Annotated in this window: 14 protein-coding genes and 2 pseudogenes; 13 read left to right on the forward strand and 3 right to left on the reverse strand. The window is 55.2% G+C overall.

Annotated elements, in window-relative coordinates:
• Nucleotides 1–2 precede the first annotated feature (2 nt).
• The 11 genes and pseudogenes from ACM6IR_RS25505 to ACM6IR_RS25555 all read left to right on the forward strand — a co-directional run bounded on the left by ACM6IR_RS25505 (nt 3) and on the right by ACM6IR_RS25555 (nt 10,494).
• Nucleotides 3–1,445 (forward strand): FAD-dependent oxidoreductase, encoded by a 1,443-nt coding sequence (locus ACM6IR_RS25505; protein WP_414910252.1) that lies wholly within the window; start codon nt 3–5, stop codon nt 1,443–1,445.
• A 98-nt stretch (nt 1,446–1,543) separates the two neighbouring features.
• Nucleotides 1,544–2,647: a glycosyltransferase family 4 protein gene (locus ACM6IR_RS25510; RefSeq protein ID WP_414910253.1), complete on the forward strand. Its 1,104-nt coding sequence runs from the start codon at nt 1,544–1,546 to the stop codon at nt 2,645–2,647.
• Nucleotides 2,648–2,783: 136 nt separating this feature from the next.
• Nucleotides 2,784–3,037: pseudogene (locus ACM6IR_RS25515) on the forward strand (FAD-binding protein); the annotation flags it as partial.
• A 189-nt stretch (nt 3,038–3,226) separates the two neighbouring features.
• Nucleotides 3,227–3,844 carry an acyltransferase gene (locus ACM6IR_RS25520; RefSeq protein WP_414910254.1) on the forward strand — a complete coding sequence of 206 codons (618 nt, stop codon included), beginning with the start codon at nt 3,227–3,229 and terminating at the stop codon, nt 3,842–3,844.
• Nucleotides 3,837–4,793: a glycosyltransferase family 2 protein gene (locus ACM6IR_RS25525; protein WP_414910255.1), complete on the forward strand. Its 957-nt coding sequence runs from the start codon at nt 3,837–3,839 to the stop codon at nt 4,791–4,793. Before ACM6IR_RS25520 ends, ACM6IR_RS25525 begins: the two co-directional genes overlap by 8 nt.
• A gap of 8 nt (nt 4,794–4,801) precedes the next feature.
• On the forward strand, nt 4,802–5,326 hold the full coding sequence (locus ACM6IR_RS25530) for a serine O-acetyltransferase (protein WP_414910256.1): 525 nt from the start codon (nt 4,802–4,804) through the stop codon (nt 5,324–5,326).
• Between the two features lie 44 nt (nt 5,327–5,370).
• A complete protein-coding gene (locus ACM6IR_RS25535; RefSeq protein WP_414910257.1) occupies nt 5,371–6,348 on the forward strand; it encodes a glycosyltransferase family 2 protein in 978 nt (325 codons plus the stop codon).
• 7 nt (nt 6,349–6,355) lie between these two features.
• Nucleotides 6,356–7,357 (forward strand): DUF535 family protein, encoded by a 1,002-nt coding sequence (locus ACM6IR_RS25540; protein WP_414910258.1) that lies wholly within the window; start codon nt 6,356–6,358, stop codon nt 7,355–7,357.
• 10 nt (nt 7,358–7,367) lie between these two features.
• Nucleotides 7,368–8,570 carry a glycosyltransferase gene (locus ACM6IR_RS25545; RefSeq protein WP_414910259.1) on the forward strand — a complete coding sequence of 401 codons (1,203 nt, stop codon included), beginning with the start codon at nt 7,368–7,370 and terminating at the stop codon, nt 8,568–8,570.
• Nucleotides 8,567–9,754 carry a glycosyltransferase family 2 protein gene (locus ACM6IR_RS25550; RefSeq protein WP_414910260.1) on the forward strand — a complete coding sequence of 396 codons (1,188 nt, stop codon included), beginning with the start codon at nt 8,567–8,569 and terminating at the stop codon, nt 9,752–9,754. The genes ACM6IR_RS25545 and ACM6IR_RS25550 overlap by 4 nt, the downstream gene beginning before the upstream one ends.
• On the forward strand, nt 9,754–10,494 hold the full coding sequence (locus ACM6IR_RS25555; RefSeq protein WP_414910261.1) for a WecB/TagA/CpsF family glycosyltransferase: 741 nt from the start codon (nt 9,754–9,756) through the stop codon (nt 10,492–10,494). Before ACM6IR_RS25550 ends, ACM6IR_RS25555 begins: the two co-directional genes overlap by 1 nt.
• Nucleotides 10,495–10,708: 214 nt before the next feature.
• On the opposite strand, the gene ACM6IR_RS25560 is transcribed toward ACM6IR_RS25555, so the two are convergent.
• Nucleotides 10,709–12,133: an undecaprenyl-phosphate glucose phosphotransferase gene (locus ACM6IR_RS25560; protein ID WP_414910262.1), complete on the reverse strand. Its 1,425-nt coding sequence runs from the start codon at nt 12,131–12,133 to the stop codon at nt 10,709–10,711.
• A gap of 605 nt (nt 12,134–12,738) precedes the next feature.
• On the opposite strand from ACM6IR_RS25560, the pseudogene ACM6IR_RS25565 reads away from it, so the two are divergent.
• Nucleotides 12,739–13,041 (forward strand): annotated as a pseudogene (locus tag ACM6IR_RS25565) (aldehyde dehydrogenase family protein); the annotation flags it as partial.
• A gap of 36 nt (nt 13,042–13,077) precedes the next feature.
• Here the strand turns inward: ACM6IR_RS25565 and ACM6IR_RS25570 are convergent.
• Nucleotides 13,078–13,332: a hypothetical protein gene (locus ACM6IR_RS25570; RefSeq protein ID WP_414910360.1), complete on the reverse strand. Its 255-nt coding sequence runs from the start codon at nt 13,330–13,332 to the stop codon at nt 13,078–13,080.
• 193 nt (nt 13,333–13,525) lie between these two features.
• Between ACM6IR_RS25570 and ACM6IR_RS25575 the strand changes: the two genes are divergently transcribed.
• Nucleotides 13,526–13,867 (forward strand): hypothetical protein, encoded by a 342-nt coding sequence (locus ACM6IR_RS25575; RefSeq protein WP_414910361.1) that lies wholly within the window; start codon nt 13,526–13,528, stop codon nt 13,865–13,867.
• A gap of 360 nt (nt 13,868–14,227) precedes the next feature.
• Here ACM6IR_RS25575 and ilvD read toward each other — a convergent pair whose 3' ends face one another.
• Nucleotides 14,228–15,910 carry a dihydroxy-acid dehydratase gene (ilvD, locus tag ACM6IR_RS25580; RefSeq protein ID WP_414910263.1) on the reverse strand — a complete coding sequence of 561 codons (1,683 nt, stop codon included), beginning with the start codon at nt 15,908–15,910 and terminating at the stop codon, nt 14,228–14,230.
• Between the last annotated feature and the right edge of the window lie 85 nt (nt 15,911–15,995).

A 15,995-nucleotide genomic window follows, 5' to 3' on the forward strand; every position in this document is an offset into this window, starting at 1 on the left:
GCATGATCAAAGACTACCAAACGCAGAAAGAACTCCGCGATTCTTATGACATTTGCATCATCGGCGCGGGGCCGGCCGGCATTACGCTGGCCTTGCGTTTCGCCGAAAACGGCAGGCGTGTGCTGCTTCTTGAGGGCGGGGGGCACGAGTATTCACAGCACTCGCAAAGCCTCTACCAGTGCCCATCGACAGGCCTCGATGTCTACGCAGAGGAAACACGCCTGCGTTATCTTGGCGGGACCTCCAATCACTGGGCCGGGCGCTGTCGTCCTTTTGAGCCGTCCGACTTTAGTGTGGGCCCTCCTGTGCACTTGCCCGGTTGGCCCATCGCGTTTTCCGAGATCGAGCGCCATCTGCCGCAAGCCATGGCTATTGTGGATCTTCCGCCGAACTCCGGATTCAAGGCTATCAATACTTCCTTGGACGATGCCGACTTTGAAGCGGATCGTTTCCTGCTCAGTCCACCAACGCGATTTGCACAGAAATATGCCAAGGAGCTCAATGAGACCGAGGGGCTTGATGTCTTCATCAACTGCAACTGCGTCGATCTTGAATTCGACAGCAAGACTGGCCGCATAGCGACGATAATCGTCACGGACTACGGACTGCATAAAGAACGAGTCACGGCAAAACAATTCATTCTGGCGACGGGCGCGATCGAGAATGCCAGGCAATTGCTCAACAGTGAGTCGCTGGTAGCGGGCGACATTGTGAGCAAGGATGGTTTCGTTGGCAGGTGTTTCATGGAACACCTGAATGTCGAACTCGGCACCTTCATCCTGAAAGACGGGCAGGACACAGGTTCTCGCGAATACTTCACGACCGATGCATTCGTCAGGGAGCATGGGTCGGGCAAAGGGAACGTGGCTATTTCACTTCTGGCTACCGTGAGGTCCTATGGGCGAACCGCTGCGATCAAGAGCTTTGTCGAGAATCTCGTCTGCGACATGGGGGTGGAGAAAAAGATCGAATTCATTACCAAGTTCGATTGTCCGGGGGATGGAGTCATCGGCACGTTGATTGAACAGTTCCCCAACCCCGCTAGCCGCGTTTCGTTGCTGGCAGAGCGAGATGCGTTAGGAATGCGCAAGGCTACGGTTCATTGGGAACTGAGACCGGAGGACCGCAATACCATCAAGACCATAGGGCTGGAAGTGGCCAAGTGTTTTGCCGGCACGGGGCTGGGCTATGTCAGGCTGGACGAGTGCGTTTACGACGAGTCTGTGCCGCTGAAGGTCAATCCCCACGCTCATCATATGGGGACCACACGGATGGCGAGTTCGCCTGATTTCGGCGTGGTCGACGAGAACTGCAAGGTGTTCGGTGTCGAGAATCTTCATGTGGCGGGCAGCAGTGTTTTCGCCACAGGCGGCGCCTCCAATCCTACGATGCCTCTTTTGCAGCTTGCTCTCAGGCTGGCTGAGCATTTAAATAGCATAAGTTAGTGGTTCGGTAATTTACTTTGCGCAATGTATATTGGATTTTAAGATGTTGGTTTTTAATAGGTAGCCTCTGATTTCCAGGGGAGATTGGAGTTATTTTAATGAAAGTGACCTTTGTATTGCCTGTGGCGAGCCTGTCTGGCGGGATTCGCGTAATTGCAATTTACGCCAAAGCATTGTCTGAAAGAGGGCACGAAGTGACACTCGTTTCCCAGCCATATCCTTCTCCTTCGTTGCGCAGGAAGATAAAGAGTTTCATCACGGGAAAGGGCTGGCCAGTAACCCCGAAAATTCCATCTCATTTAGACGGTCTTGGTCTTGATCACCGGATAATAGATAAGTATAGACCGATGTTGGAGTCGGATATTCCAGATGCAGATGTTGTCGTTGCAACCTGGTGGGAAACGGCTGAGTGGGTGAATGCTCTAAGTGCAGCCAAGGGTGTAAAAATGTATTTTATACAGGGGCATGAAGTGTTTCCTTACTGCCCGGTGGATAGGGTTGTAGCGACGTATAAAATGCCTTTGCATAAAATAACCATTTCTAAGTGGTTGGTTGATTTGATGCGCGTGGAGTATGGCGAATCTGATGTTGTGCTGGTAAGTAATAGTGTTGATCATCAGCAGTTTTTCTCCGTGCCGAGGGGAAAACAACATCGCCCGACAATCGGTATTTTGTATCATGAAGAGCCGTTGAAAGGGGTTGATGTTGCGCTTCAGGTAATTTCTTTGCTCGAGGAGAAATTTCCCACGCTTCGAGTTATTGCCTTTGGAAGTTTTGCTGCTACTGGTGTTTTCAATCTGCCCGCCAATCTTGAGTTTTATCTTTCTCCCGATCAGGATTCTATTCGCGATTTATATTCGCAATGTGATGTCTGGCTCTCCGCAAGCCGGAGTGAGGGCTTTAATCTGACGGCGATAGAAGCGATGGCATGCAGGACGCCACTCGTTTCAACGCGTACTGGCTGGCCGGTAGAGGCAATATCCTGTTTCAAAAACGGCGTGCTGGCCGATATTGATGATATTGACGCCTTGGCTCGTGGTGTTGAGCATATTTTGACTTTAGACGAGTCAGAGTGGCGTGAGGTTTCAGAGATGGCATTTCAGACTGTGGCTTCAAGTTCTTGGGAGAGCTCTGCAAGGTTATTTGAAACTGCTCTAGACAATGCTTTTGTGAGCAATTTGCCAGACCAACGCGCTCGGTAATGGCTAGGCCGCTTTGATCGTTGACGCTGGCGACGGGCTGTTCTGGACCGTCAGTCCGCTGCTCATCAACCTCTTGTACGATGAGCGTTATGCCGATGCGGGCAACATGCTGTCCATTCTTTCACTTTCTTTTTTCATGATCAAAGACTGGCAAACGCAGAAAGAACTCCGCGATTCTTATGACGTCTGCATCATCGGCGCGGGGCCGGCCGGCATTACGCTGGCCTTGCGTTTCGCCGGAAACGGCAGGCGTGTGCTGCTTCTTGAGGGCGGGGGCACGAGTATTCACAGCACTCGCAAAGCCTCTACCAGTGCCCATCGACAGGCCACGATGTCTACGCAGAGGAAACACGCCTGCGTTGTCTTGGCGGGACCTCCAATCACTGGGCGTTGGCAGGTGTTTCATGGAACACCTGAATGTGCCTGTGGTGGGCAGGTATTCATTCCTGAACAGGAATATTTGTGGTTTGTCTGATTGTTAAGTTTTAAGGAGGGACTATTCTGGGGGTAGTGAGTAACCAAGAATCAAGGTGTATCTAACCTTGGCATCGATGTTGCTGAATTTATGAGGCTGACAGGATGATTAGTCTGGTAAAACGCGCTATTGCTCATTATGCCAAAACAACGGGGCGTGGAACCTCACTCTATAAAAAGCTATGTAAACCCGACGGGTATGAATGGGCTAAGCATATGGCACGATGGGGGGGGCTGCACTCCGCCGGTAAAGGCGCATGGATCAACCTCGGGTGCAACATCACCGACCCTGCGATGCTTCGACTCGGCGACAACGTAGGTTTGTCTGATTGCACAATATTCGGCCACGATGGCATCGTCCATGTGCTCAATGCGCGTGACGGAACAAAACTCGATTCTGTCGGCGGCGTCGATATCCGTGCCAATTCCTTCATTGGCCATGGCGCTATCGTCATGCCACGCGTAACGATTGGCCCGGATTCGGTTGTGGCCGCTGGCGCTGTTGTACTCAGAGATGTTCCGCCCGGGGTAGTGGTCGGGGGTAATCCAGCCAGAGTTATCTGTACGATGGAAACGCTGGTGAAGAATATCGAAGAGCGTTGTGCCGCTTATCCGTGGATCGACCTCATCCAGCAGCGCGACGGTTTATTTGACCCGGAGCTGGAACCGAAGCTGCAAGCAATGAGAGCTGAGTATTTTTTCGGCGAACAACCCAATGATTAGTGCTCCTCTGGATGTGTTGGTCGTTAATTACAACACAGCGGATCTGTTGCAACCGATGTTCAAGGCGTTGCGCCAGCCCGATAGCGCGAACCCGGCGCGCTATCTGGTGGTGGACAATGCCTCTGTCGATAATTCCCTGGAGCGCCTGGCAACTGTTTGCCCCGAGGCATTGTTGCTGGCCAATGAAAATAATGTCGGCTTTGGTCGGGCCAATAATCAGCTGGTTGAGCACCTGCAGGGCAAGTACGCGTTACTTCTCAATACCGACGCCTTCGTGGCGGCGGATACCCTGAACAAGACGCTCGAGTACATGGAGGCACATCCTGATTGCGGTGTCCTCGGTGTTCGGTTGGAAGGGCGAGAGGGTGATTTGCAACCGTCCTGTCGCTTTTTTCCGACGCCGTTGAATGTGTTTCTGTCTCGCACAGGGCTTGAACGATTTTTCCCGGTGGTGAAGCGGGTCGATGACATGGCCTGGGATCACGCCTCGGTCCGCGAGTGTGACTGGGTGCCCGGTTGCTATTACCTGATCCGCCGTGAAGTCATCGACCAGGTCGGCTTGTTCGACCCGCGCTACTTCCTTTATTACGAGGAAATTGACCACTGCAAACGCGTCAAACAGGCGGGTTGGAAGGTAGTGTTCTACCCACACACTACCGTGGTGCATATCGGTGGTGAAAGTTCCAAGTCGGAGGTCGGGCTCAATGCGGCCCATCGACAGATACCCAAATTACAAATCGAAAGCGAATTGTTGTACTTCCGCAAGCATCACGGTCGGTTGGGGTTGGCCTGGCATATGTCGCTGGTGATTCTGGGGGATCTGATCCTGGCGCTCAAGGCTTTGTTGAAGGGCCGCGGCCGGGCCGCAATTGGCGCGTGCTGGGAACATGCCCGGGTGACCTGGACGCTGCTGCGTGAAACCAAATTCGCTAGCCAACCCACACGGTAGAGCCAATTATGTTCGAAAACATACGTGCGGATTTGCGTGCCTACGGAGGGGACTGGGGGGCTCAGGGGTTCTGGGTGATGCTGGTTTATCGCTTTGGACGCTGGCGGTACGGGGTGCGCCCGGCGCTGTTACGCAAACTATTCTCCTTTATCTACAAAGTGCTCTTCAAACTGGTGCAGATCATCACGGGTATCGAGCTGCCGTGTGAGGTGGTGGTCGGGCGCAACTTTGTCATCGATCATTTTGGCGGCATCGTCATCAGCGGTTACGCACAGTTTGGCGATGATTGCCGTATCCGTAATGGCGTCGTTGTGGGCTTGAAGAATGTGAATGAGCCCATTGCTCCGGTGATGGGCAACAACGTCGATATCGGCGCCGGGGCCAAGGTGCTGGGCAATATCCGTATTGGTAACAATGTCGTGATTGGTGCCAACGCCGTGGTGTTGACCGATGTCCCGGACGATTCGGTAGCGGTGGGTGTTCCTGCGACTATCAAGAAAAGGCGGCGGGCAGAAGAGAAGGAATTCTCATGAGCCATCCAATGGGCTATTTCGATTGCCTCGCTGAGTAAAACTCCATGGCTATGGGCATTGGTGTCGTTGTCATCGGTCGCAATGAAGGCCTGCGGCTTGAGCGTTGCCTGGCTTCGCTGGCGGGCACGGCGCAGAAGATTGTTTATGTCGACTCTGGATCAACGGATGGTTCAGTGCAGATGGCGCAGCAGTTTGGGATCGAGGTGGTCGAGTTGGACATGACGATTCCCTTTACGGCCGCGCGCGCACGCAATGAAGGGTTTGCCTGCGCGAAACGCTTGTTGCCGACAATGAGCTATGTGCAGTTCGTCGATGGTGATTGCGAGGTTGACGGCAGCTGGCTGCTCCAGGCACAGGCTTTTCTTGATACACATCCTGACGTGGCGGTGGTCTGTGGACGGCGCCGTGAACGTTACCCGGAGCGCTCGATATACAACTTGTTGTGTGATCTCGAATGGGACACGCCGATCGGCGAGGCCAAGGCATGTGGTGGTGATGCGCTGATGCGGGCGGACGCGTTCGCGGCGGCGTCCGGGTTTCGAGCGGATCTGATCGCCGGGGAAGAGCCTGAGTTGTGTGTGCGCCTGCGTGCGAATGGATGGAAGGTCTGGCGTCTGGCTGCGGAAATGACCTTGCACGATGCGACCATGACCCGTTTCGGCCAGTGGTGGCGGCGAACCCTGCGCGGTGGCTATGCCTTTGCCGAAGGCGCCTCTTTGCACGGGGCCGCACCGGAACATCACTGGCTGCGTGAGTCGCGCCGCGCCTGGTTCTGGGGCTTGGCTATCCCGCTGGCGACTATGTTCTCAACCCTGCTGTTGGGAGGGTATGGGCTACTTTTGCTGCTGGTTTATCCATTGCAAGTGGTGCGCCTGGCCCGCCGGGGCAGTGGATCGGCGCGCGAAAACTGGCTGCTGGCGTTCTTTCTCGTATTGGGAAAATTTCCCGAGATGCTCGGGCAGGTGAAGTTTCTTTTGAACAGATTCGGCGCCGGAAAATCCGCGCTGATCGAATACAAGTGAGACTTACATGAATAATTGGATGGTCGTGAAAAACGCAGTGTCCTTACATCCCGGGTATTCCTTAAGAGCGTTGAAGAACAAGCTTAAATTAATGATTTTAATGGGTAAAAACAGGGCAGCACTCAAGTTGTTTTTGGGGCGTATGTCGAGCGCTCTGGGTAGCGCCGGTTTTGAAAAGCTGGGCGGGGATTGTGTGGGGGTTGTTCATTGGCCATACATCAGTAAAAGCTGGAGCCCTCAGGACAAATTAGAGGTATTGGCTTCACACTATGAAGTGGTCACGAAAAGTTGTCCGCAGTTATTGCTTTTTGGTCGAAGTGAACGTCTGGTGTTAAGTGATTTGTCAGCGTTTTCTGCGGGTTGTTCCCTGGTGCTGGATCGTCCGATATGGTTTATACGTGAAGGGGAGTTGGTTCTGAACTTGTTTCAGGGCGATTTGCGTATAGCATCCATAGCATTCACCTTGAGCAGAGCGGGAGGTCATACCGTTATGTTTATTGGTGCCGTTCAAGGGATACACAAAGGGGTGGACAGCGAACGATCCTTGAGTATCTACAGGGAATTAACAAAAAGCTTTGAAGGGCTTCGGCCTAGAAGTTTCCTGATTGAGGTTATTAAATTTATTGCAAATCATATTGGTGTTACGAAAATTTATGCAGTAGGGGATGAGTGTCGTCACCACCGTCATCCTTATTTCGGGGCTCATAAAGCTCAGGAACTGGCGGCAAATTATGATGTGATCTGGCTGGAGCATGGAGCGATTCCGTCAGAGCGGGAAGACTTTTTTGAAATTCCCATGGCCCTGTCCAACAAGGCGCTTGAAAGTATTCCTTCCAAAAAACGCGCCATGTACCGCCGGCGTTATGAACTTCTAAATGATACTTTTGAAAAAATAGACAATGTGCTGAAAGGCAGCTATGCAGGCAGCGCCGCCGTGCTGTTTGTAGGACCTGATAACTGTACCGCTGTGGAAAAACCTACAGTAATAACTAACCATAACAAAATCTGAATTGGTTCCTATGCGTATCGCTTATTTCATCAATCAATACCCCAAGGTCAGCCATAGCTTCATTCGTCGCGAAATTTTGGCGTTAGAGCGTCAGGGCTTTGTGGTACAGCGCATTGCGCTGCGTGGCTGGGATGCCGAGTTGGTGGATGCCGAGGACGTGTCCGAACGCGATAAAACTCACTATGTGCTGCAGGGCGGATTGAAAGCGCTGGCAGGGCCGGTGCTGCAGGTGTTGCGCGCCCAGCCGCGGCGCTTTTTTTCGGCGCTGTGGCTGGCGCTGCGCATGGGCCGGCGTGCCGATCGTGCCTGGCCGTACCATTTGGTCTATCTGGCTGAGGCGTGCCGCCTGCTGTCCTGGTTGCAGGCGTTCGGTGCCGAGCATGTGCATGCGCATTTCGGCACCAACTCCACCGAGGTGGTGATGCTGGCCAACGCACTCGGCGGACCAGCGTACAGTTTTACCGTGCATGGCCCCGAAGAGTTCGACAAACCTCAGTTTATTCATCTGGGCGAGAAAGTCCGGCGCGCGGCTTTTGTCGCGGCTATCAGTTCTTATGGGCGCAGTCAGCTGTTTCGTTGGGTGGATCATGCGCACTGGGCAAAGGTAAAGGTCGTGCATTGTGGGCTGGAGCCTGCGTTTCACGATGTGCCTGCCGTGCTGCTACCGTCCGTGCCGCGATTGGTTTGCGTGGGGCGCTTGTGTGAGCAAAAGGGCCAGCTGTTGTTGCTTGAGGCCGCTCGCATCCTGGCAGCGCAGGCCTTGGTGTTCGAGATAGTACTGGCCGGCGATGGGGAAATGCGTGCAGAAATCGAAGCGCTGATTGCACGCCATGGCTTGCAGGCGCATGTTCGAATTACGGGCTGGATCAGTAGCGAGCAGGTGCGCGCGGAAATTCTTGCGGCGCGAGCCTTGGTGTTGCCGAGCTTCGCCGAAGGCTTGCCGGTGGTCATCATGGAAGCCATGGCCTTGCGTCGCCCCGTACTGACCACCTACGTGGCAGGCATTCCCGAGTTAGTGCGTCACGGCGAGAACGGTTGGTTGTTTCCCGCTGGAGCGGTGGACGAATTGGCAGCGGCGCTGGCGGACTGCCTCGCGCAACCTGTCGAGGTGTTGCAGCGGATGGGCGCGGCGGCTTATCAGCGAGTGCTGGAGCGACACGATATCGATACCGAAGCGGCCAAGTTGGCTAATTTGTTTAAGGCGCAAGCATGATCACATTACTGGGTTGGCTGTTCAGCGCACTGTTGTTACTCATTGTCCTGCCGGTGTTGGTGCTGTTTGTCCAAGTGCTGCTGGCCTGCCTGCCTGTGCGGTCGCTCCCGGCGGCGCAAGGAGTGCGACCACGGGTGGCCGTGTTGGTGCCGGCGCACAATGAATCCTCGGTCATCGTCGCGACGTTAAGCACTATCGTGCCGCAGTTGCTGGAAGAGGACCGTCTGTTGGTGGTGGCGGACAACTGTTCTGACGACACGCTCGCGCTGGCACGCACGGCGGGCGCCGAGGTGGTGGAGCGCCGCAATGAGCAGCAGCGTGGCAAAAGTTATGCGCTGGACTTTGGGGTGCGTCATTTGGCGAGCGCTGCACCGGACGTCATTATCATTGTCGATGCTGACTGCCAGGTGAGCGAAGGCTCGATTGAGCGTTTGGCAATCTGTTGCATGGACTCAGGGCGGCCAACCCAATCACTTAATTTAATGCGTGCTCCAGCCGGTTCCGGGCTAAAAGTGCGGCTTGCCGAGTTTGCCTGGTGTGTGAAGAATCTGGTGCGGCCGCAAGGTTGGGCCCGGCTCGGTTTGCCTTGTCAGTTAATGGGTACGGGAATGGCTTTCGCCTGGCGGGATCTACCCTTAATCAATTTAGCCAGTGGCCACATCGTCGAAGACTTGAAAATGGGCCTGGATTTCTGCCGAAGCGGCAAACCGCCGTTGTTTTGCCCCGATGCTCTGGTAACAAGTTATTTTCCGCGCAGTGAAGAGGGCTTAACCACCCAACGTACGCGCTGGGAGCATGGCCATCTAGGGGTCATTCTGGGGGATACGCCAACGTTGCTTGTGGAGTCGATTGGCAAGGGCAACAGGAATCTGCTGGCCATGACCCTGGATTTGCTGGTCCCGCCGCTGGCCTTGTTGACATTGGTCCTGGTGGCGGCATGGGGTCTTTCATGGCTGGTATTCCTATTGGCCGGAATCCTGGCGCCAGCCTTGATAGCTTCTACCGGTGTAACACTATTGGGTGTGACTATCTTGTTGGCATGGAGCCAGTTTGGTCGCGGGATCATTTCTTTTTCAGCCTTGTTGTATGCGCCGTTCTACGCGCTGAAGAAAATCCCCCTGTACCTGGGTTTTGTGCTGAAGCGCCAGGTTGAGTGGGTGCGTTCGAAGCGAGATGACACTTGATGCGCGCGTTGGCCTGGCAGCACAACTGGCAAACGATTGTCCAGAAACTCAGGGTGGTCAACGATAGTGCTGATGAACAAAGATTGATGGATGCGTTATCCAGAACTGAGGTGACGACAGTACTTGGATTCGTCAATGCCCATGCCATGAACCTGGTGGCGGGCAACGCCGACTACTACGACGCGTTGTCTGCTGCTGACGTGTTGTTGCGAGATGGTTCCGGCATGGCCATCCTGTTTCGCCGACTCGGCCTGGAGCCGGGGCTGAATATGAATGGCACAGACTTTATCCCCAAATTACTGGCTGCATTCAAGGGGCGGCGTGTGGCTTTTTGGGGGACTGAAGAGCCCTTTCTCGCCAATGCGGTACGGCGTAGCGAAGCGGTCTATGCGGTCAATGTCGTTTCTGCTCATCATGGTTTTGATGAGGTTGAGGCCTACATAAACCTTGCCCGGCAGTTTCAGCCAGAATTGGTCGTGTTGGGTATGGGCATGCCCAAGCAAGAAGCCGTTGCTGCCAGGCTGGCGGACAGCGGCGTACCCTGTCTGATCGTATGCGGAGGGGCGATCCTCGATTTTCTCGGCGGCAAGGTGACTCGTGCGCCGCAATGGGTGCGTCGTCTCGGTTGCGAGTGGGTGTTCAGGTTAATAAGTGAGCCAAAGCGATTATTCAGTCGTTATGTGGTTGGCAATCCGATGTTCTTGTTGCGCTCGCTGATCTGCAAAGATGCTGGACGTTAGATCAACAGCCCAGTTGTTTGACGCCCGGCCGGGTTTCCGGGCGGCATAAAAAACATGGTGCGTGCCGCCACTGCCTTGCCTAATGATCAAATTTAAGAATGAGTCGACATAGGGAAATGGGTTTCGGTGGGCTGTTCAAAATATACCTCCATTGTTCAAGAACACCAGGAGAGACGCTTCTCGACACCTTGCGCAGCCGCTACAGTCTTGTGCGCTAGTAGGCATGCTTGCCGGTGAAGGCAAACAGCGTCCGTACCAGAATGACGAAATCGAGCCAGAGCGACCAGTTGTTGATGTACTCGATGTCCGAGTCAACTCGCCGAATCATCTGTTCTATATCCCTCGTTTCACCGCGATAGCCACGCACCTGAGCCAGGCCGGTAATGCCTGGCTTGATATTGTGACGGGCAAAATAATCCGAGATATCGGGAGAGTACTGCACATCGTGCTCAATAGCGTGTGGGCGGGGGCCCACCAGGGACATTTCCCCCATCAATACGTTGAACAGCTGGGGTAGCTCATCCAGGCTGGTCCGCCGAATGAAAGCTCCAACCCTGGTCAAACGCGGATCGTTCTTTTGTGCTTGCTTGACCATGCCGTCTGACGGTTGATGGACGACCATGCTTCTGAATTTCCAGATACGAAATGCTTCGCCACTCCACCCCATGCGTTGTTGTCGAAAGAACACGGGCCCGGGACTGTCGATCTTGATGGCAATAGCGATAATTGCCAGCACCGGCGTGGCAAAAAGCAAGATAAGAAAGGCCAGGACTTTGTCTTCAAGATTCTTCAGAAACAGACGCATGCCCATCAGCGGAGTTTCAGACAAGGTCAGCACGGGAATACCGGCAATTTCGCGAACACTGTGATTGATCAAACGCAGTGAAAAAATATCCGGTACCCAGTTAACAGAGATGTGCTTATCAAACAGCCTCAGGTAAACATCCTTGATAACCTCCGACCCTCCCAGAGGCGTAACGAAATAGACGGTACGAATGGAATGTTTCATGACGAGCTCATCAAGGTCGGCGATATCGCCCAGTATCGTCAAACCTGACCCGATATCTGAGCCGGCCTTGCCCTGATCATCGCCCTCAGCAATCAACACGCATCCGACGATGCGCTCACCCAGCCAGGGATTGTTGCTTATTTTTTTGTGAAGATATCTCGCCAGCTCGCCCGAGCCAATAATCAGCGCATTTTCCAATTGAGTCGAGTGGGCCAAATATTTCTTCTGCATTTCACGTGTCGCAAGGTGCAAAAGCAATTGAGCAACATACCCAAGGACAAACAACTGCCCCACCAATAAGCGCGAGTACTGTTCGCTTTGTTTGGTGAGAAAAGCCATCGCAACGAGAAAACCAAAAGTGGCCGTCCATGCCTTTAAAAGCTTGAAGGCTTTGACTGCGAAACCGACATTGCTGCGGTAAATGGCATAGTGGTCGTACACGACAGACAATGCCCCCAGCAGCAACAGGACCAGGATGACATAAGCCTGCGTTATGAAGCCGATATGATAATTGATCAAAAACCACGCGACACCGGTCACCGCTAACCCATCGAGACCCGCCTGAATGACGATACTGGTACTGCTTCGGCGCTGGAGGACGGAACGGCTGCTGTTGGGCTCAAAAATCATGCTGAAACCTCATTTGCTTTCCCTCGCACTTAATGGTGACGAGATTCAGTTCAACCGCTCTCGCTGAGAGTCTTAGCGTCACCGGCAAGCTACTCATGCTCGTGCCAAGCCACCCACCACCGAAATGTGTAACCAGGGAGAATGTGGTCACGGGGGGTACTGTCACTTTAGCACTAGTGTGCAATCATTTACTCAATCGCCGCAGTCCGTCGTGCACCGTCAGCAACCGGGACTGTCTGGCGAGTGTCTGATCGCCATCGACGGCAACGAATTCTAGGCGGTCAACGACCGCGAGCACAATTTCACCCGTGGGAAAGCTGGCCGGGGAATAGGAGGGATTCAAACAGCAGAGACGGGGGCCTTGGCCTAATGCCTGTCAGTTAAGAATCTCAGGCGCAACACGCTTCCTGTAGCAGCTGGCGAAGCCTGCGTTCGGCGCGGGCCGCGATCGGACGAAGCCGTCGTAAAATCAGCTAACGCGGAGCATCAGAAACGCCTCGTGCACAGGTTTCACGACGGCTTCGCCGCCGAACGCAGGCTTCGCCAGCTGCTACAGGTCGCATTACGGCTTAACTGACAGGCATTAGGCCTTGGCCCCCGTTTTCATCGGTGCGGGCATGAGCGGCGACGCAGCGATCAACCCACTGATATCGCGCAAGCAACAACAAGGGGTGCTCAAACATATCGAACGGGCTCGCCAGGAAGGTGCGCGCGTGGTGTCGGGCGGCGAGTTGCTGGAAGGTGAAGGTTTCTACGTGCAGCCGACGATTCTGGCCGACATCGACCACAGCATGGCGGTGGCCCGTGAAGAGGTGTTTGGTCCGGTGCTGGGGGTGATGCCATTCGCCGATGAAGATGCCGTGATCGCCCTGGCTAACGATAACCGCTACGGCCTGGCGGCAAGCCTGCATGCTGAACCTGGGCGAGGCAGTGGGGCGAGGCTACTACAACCGCCACGACTCCACTACTCGCCGATCCAGTTCTTCCCAATCCGCCATACCCAACACCCGAGTGGTGTTCAATCCCCGCAAGTAACCTCGCAGCTGATGGGCGACCGCACGGACCGGTTCGGCGTCGGCAGCGTCCTCGTGCAGTACGGTTTCGTATTCGACCAGGTATTCGGCTACCCGATCGCGAAACTCCGGCAGGATGGCGGCGCGGATGAGATCAAAGGTTCGCTGTTTCTGGTGGGCAGTCACGGGTGATCCTCAAGAGTATGTTCAACAATGCGTGAGCGTGCATCAGTCGGTACGTCACACAACTATCGGTTCAGATGATAATGACCATCAAGAAACACTGGTTTTTTTTTTCGTAAAAAGGGGGAAAATCGCCACGCCGAGGCTGAACGTCATTGCTCGACGAATCAGAAAATTTTATTTCAGGACTGTATTCATGCGCCTTTTATTTGTTCCTGTCATGGCCTTCGCCCCCTTATTGCTGGCCGGTTGCGCCTCCGCGCCGAATAACCCGACGCTGGTGCTGCAGACCAAAAAAACACCTGCCGAGTACACCGAGTGCGTGGTGCCGAAGTTGCAAGGCCGTGCAATGAACCCAACCGTGTCGCAAACCCAGCGAAGCTACCGGATTGTAGTGCCCAGCAAAGTCGCAGCGGACAATGTGCTGGAAGCCTACAAAGCCCCGAACGGGGGCAAAGTGTTTTTATACGAGCGCCAATTGCTGGCCTCGAGTTTCATGCCTTCCAGTTTCGTACAGGCGGCACAGGATTGCCTATAAGCGGTTAGTCGCCTGCAACGGTTTCACGCGTTTCTTTGGTTGGCCGCAACCAACCCATTTTTTGCCCTGCGCCCCATTTGGTCGCGGGGCTTTTTTTCGACATTAGTTTGGGGATTTGTATATTCAATAATCGCTGCGGTGGCTGAGCGTCAGGACTCGAGTATCAGGGACATTGTCAACGCTGGCAGGGATGCCCTCGCAATCGGTGGACCGGTTCAGGCATTGAGGCTTGTGTTTTTTGTTGACGGTGAGGGCCTCTTCGCGAGCGGGCTCCCGCATGGTTTTGTGTACGCCGGAGATCAAATGTGGGAGCGAGCCCGCTCGCGAAAGGGGCAGCCCCGACACCATAGAACCAAACACTTAAAGATACTTATCCGTAACAGCGCCCTCCGAGGCGCTGGACACGGTCTTCGCATATTTCGCCAACACCCCGCGTTTGTATTTGGATTGCGGCCGCACCCAGCGAGTTTTGCGCTCGGCCAGCACGGCATCGGAGACATCAACCGTAATCTGTCGGGTTTGCGCGTCGATGGTGATGGTGTCACCGTTTTCGATCAGCGCAATCGGGCCGCCGTCAAAGGCTTCAGGTGTGATATGCCCCACCACAAAACCGTGCGAGCCGCCGGAGAAACGGCCGTCGGTAATCAGCGCCACGTCCTTGCCCAACCCTTTGCCCATGACCGCCGATGTCGGTGAGAGCATTTCGCGCATGCCGGGGCCGCCCTTGGGGCCTTCGTAGCGGATCACGATCACGTCGCCGGCTTTGACTTCGCCATTGAGGATGCCGGCCAGCGCGCCTTCCTCGCCGTGGTAGACCCGGGCCGTGCCTTCAAAGCGCAGGCCTTCCTTGCCCGTGATCTTGGCCACCGCGCCGGTGGGTGAGAGGTTGCCGCGCAGCACCACCAGGTGCGAGTCCTTTTTGATCGGCTGGTCGAACGGCAGAATGACATCCTGGCCGGCGGGGTAGTCGGGCACGTTTTGCAGATTTTGCGCCAGTGTCTTGCCCGTGACCGTCAGCACATCGCCATGCAACATGCCGGCGGCGAGCATGCGCTTCATCAAGGGTTGAATGCCGCCGATGGCGACCAGCTCGCTCATCATGTATCGGCCACTGGGGCGCAGGTCGGCAACCACCGGGGAAATCTTGCCCAGCTCGACGAAATCATCCAGCGTCAGCTCGACATCCACCGCATGCGCCATGGCCAACAGGTGCAGCACGGCATTGGTAGAGCCGGCGAGGGCGATGACCACCCGGATGGCGTTTTCGAAGGCTTTGCGGGTCATGATGTCGCGCGGTTTGAGGTCCAGCTTCAGCAGTTCCATCACCTGCTGACCGGCGCGGAAACTGTCCGAGGCCTTGTCGCTGCCGACGGCGTCCTGGGAGCTGGAACCGGGCAGGCTCATGCCCAGCGCCTCGATGGCGGAGGCCATGGTATTGGCGGTGTACATGCCGCCGCAGGAGCCAGGGCCGGGAATCGCCACTGCTTCGATCTGTTTGACCTGAATCTCGTTGATATCACCCCGCGCATGCTGGCCCACGGCCTCGAACACGGAAATGATGTCAGTGTGGCCGGCGCCTGGCCGAATAGTGCCGCCATACACAAAGATCGAAGGCCGATTCAGCCGCGCCATGCCGATCAGGCACCCCGGCATGTTCTTGTCACAACCGCCCACGGTCACCAGCCCGTCGAAGCCTTCGCACCCGGCCACCACTTCGATCGAGTCGGCGATCACTTCCCGCGACACCAGCGAATACTTCATGCCTTCGGTGCCATTGGCGATGCCGTCGGAAATGGTGATGGTGTTGAAAATCACGCCTTTGGCGCCAGCGGCGTTCGCGCCTTTTTCGGCCTCGATGGCCAGCTTGTCGATGTGCATGTTGCACGGCGTGACCATCGCCCAGGTCGAGGCGATACCGATTTGCGGCTTCTTGAAGTCCTCATCAGTGAAACCCACGGCGCGCAGCATGGCGCGACCGGGCGCACGCTCCACGCCGTCGACCACTTGAGAGGAATATTTGCGCAGATCGTCTTTATCGCTCATGACTGCTCCTCACGGGCTCGCCGAAAATTCAGGATCAGTATAGTGGGCCCGGCGCGCGTGCTCGGACTAACCAGTCGGTAACAGA

This window comes from Pseudomonas sp. IT-P253, from assembly GCF_949768125.1.
Taxonomy (GTDB): domain Bacteria; phylum Pseudomonadota; class Gammaproteobacteria; order Pseudomonadales; family Pseudomonadaceae; genus Aquipseudomonas.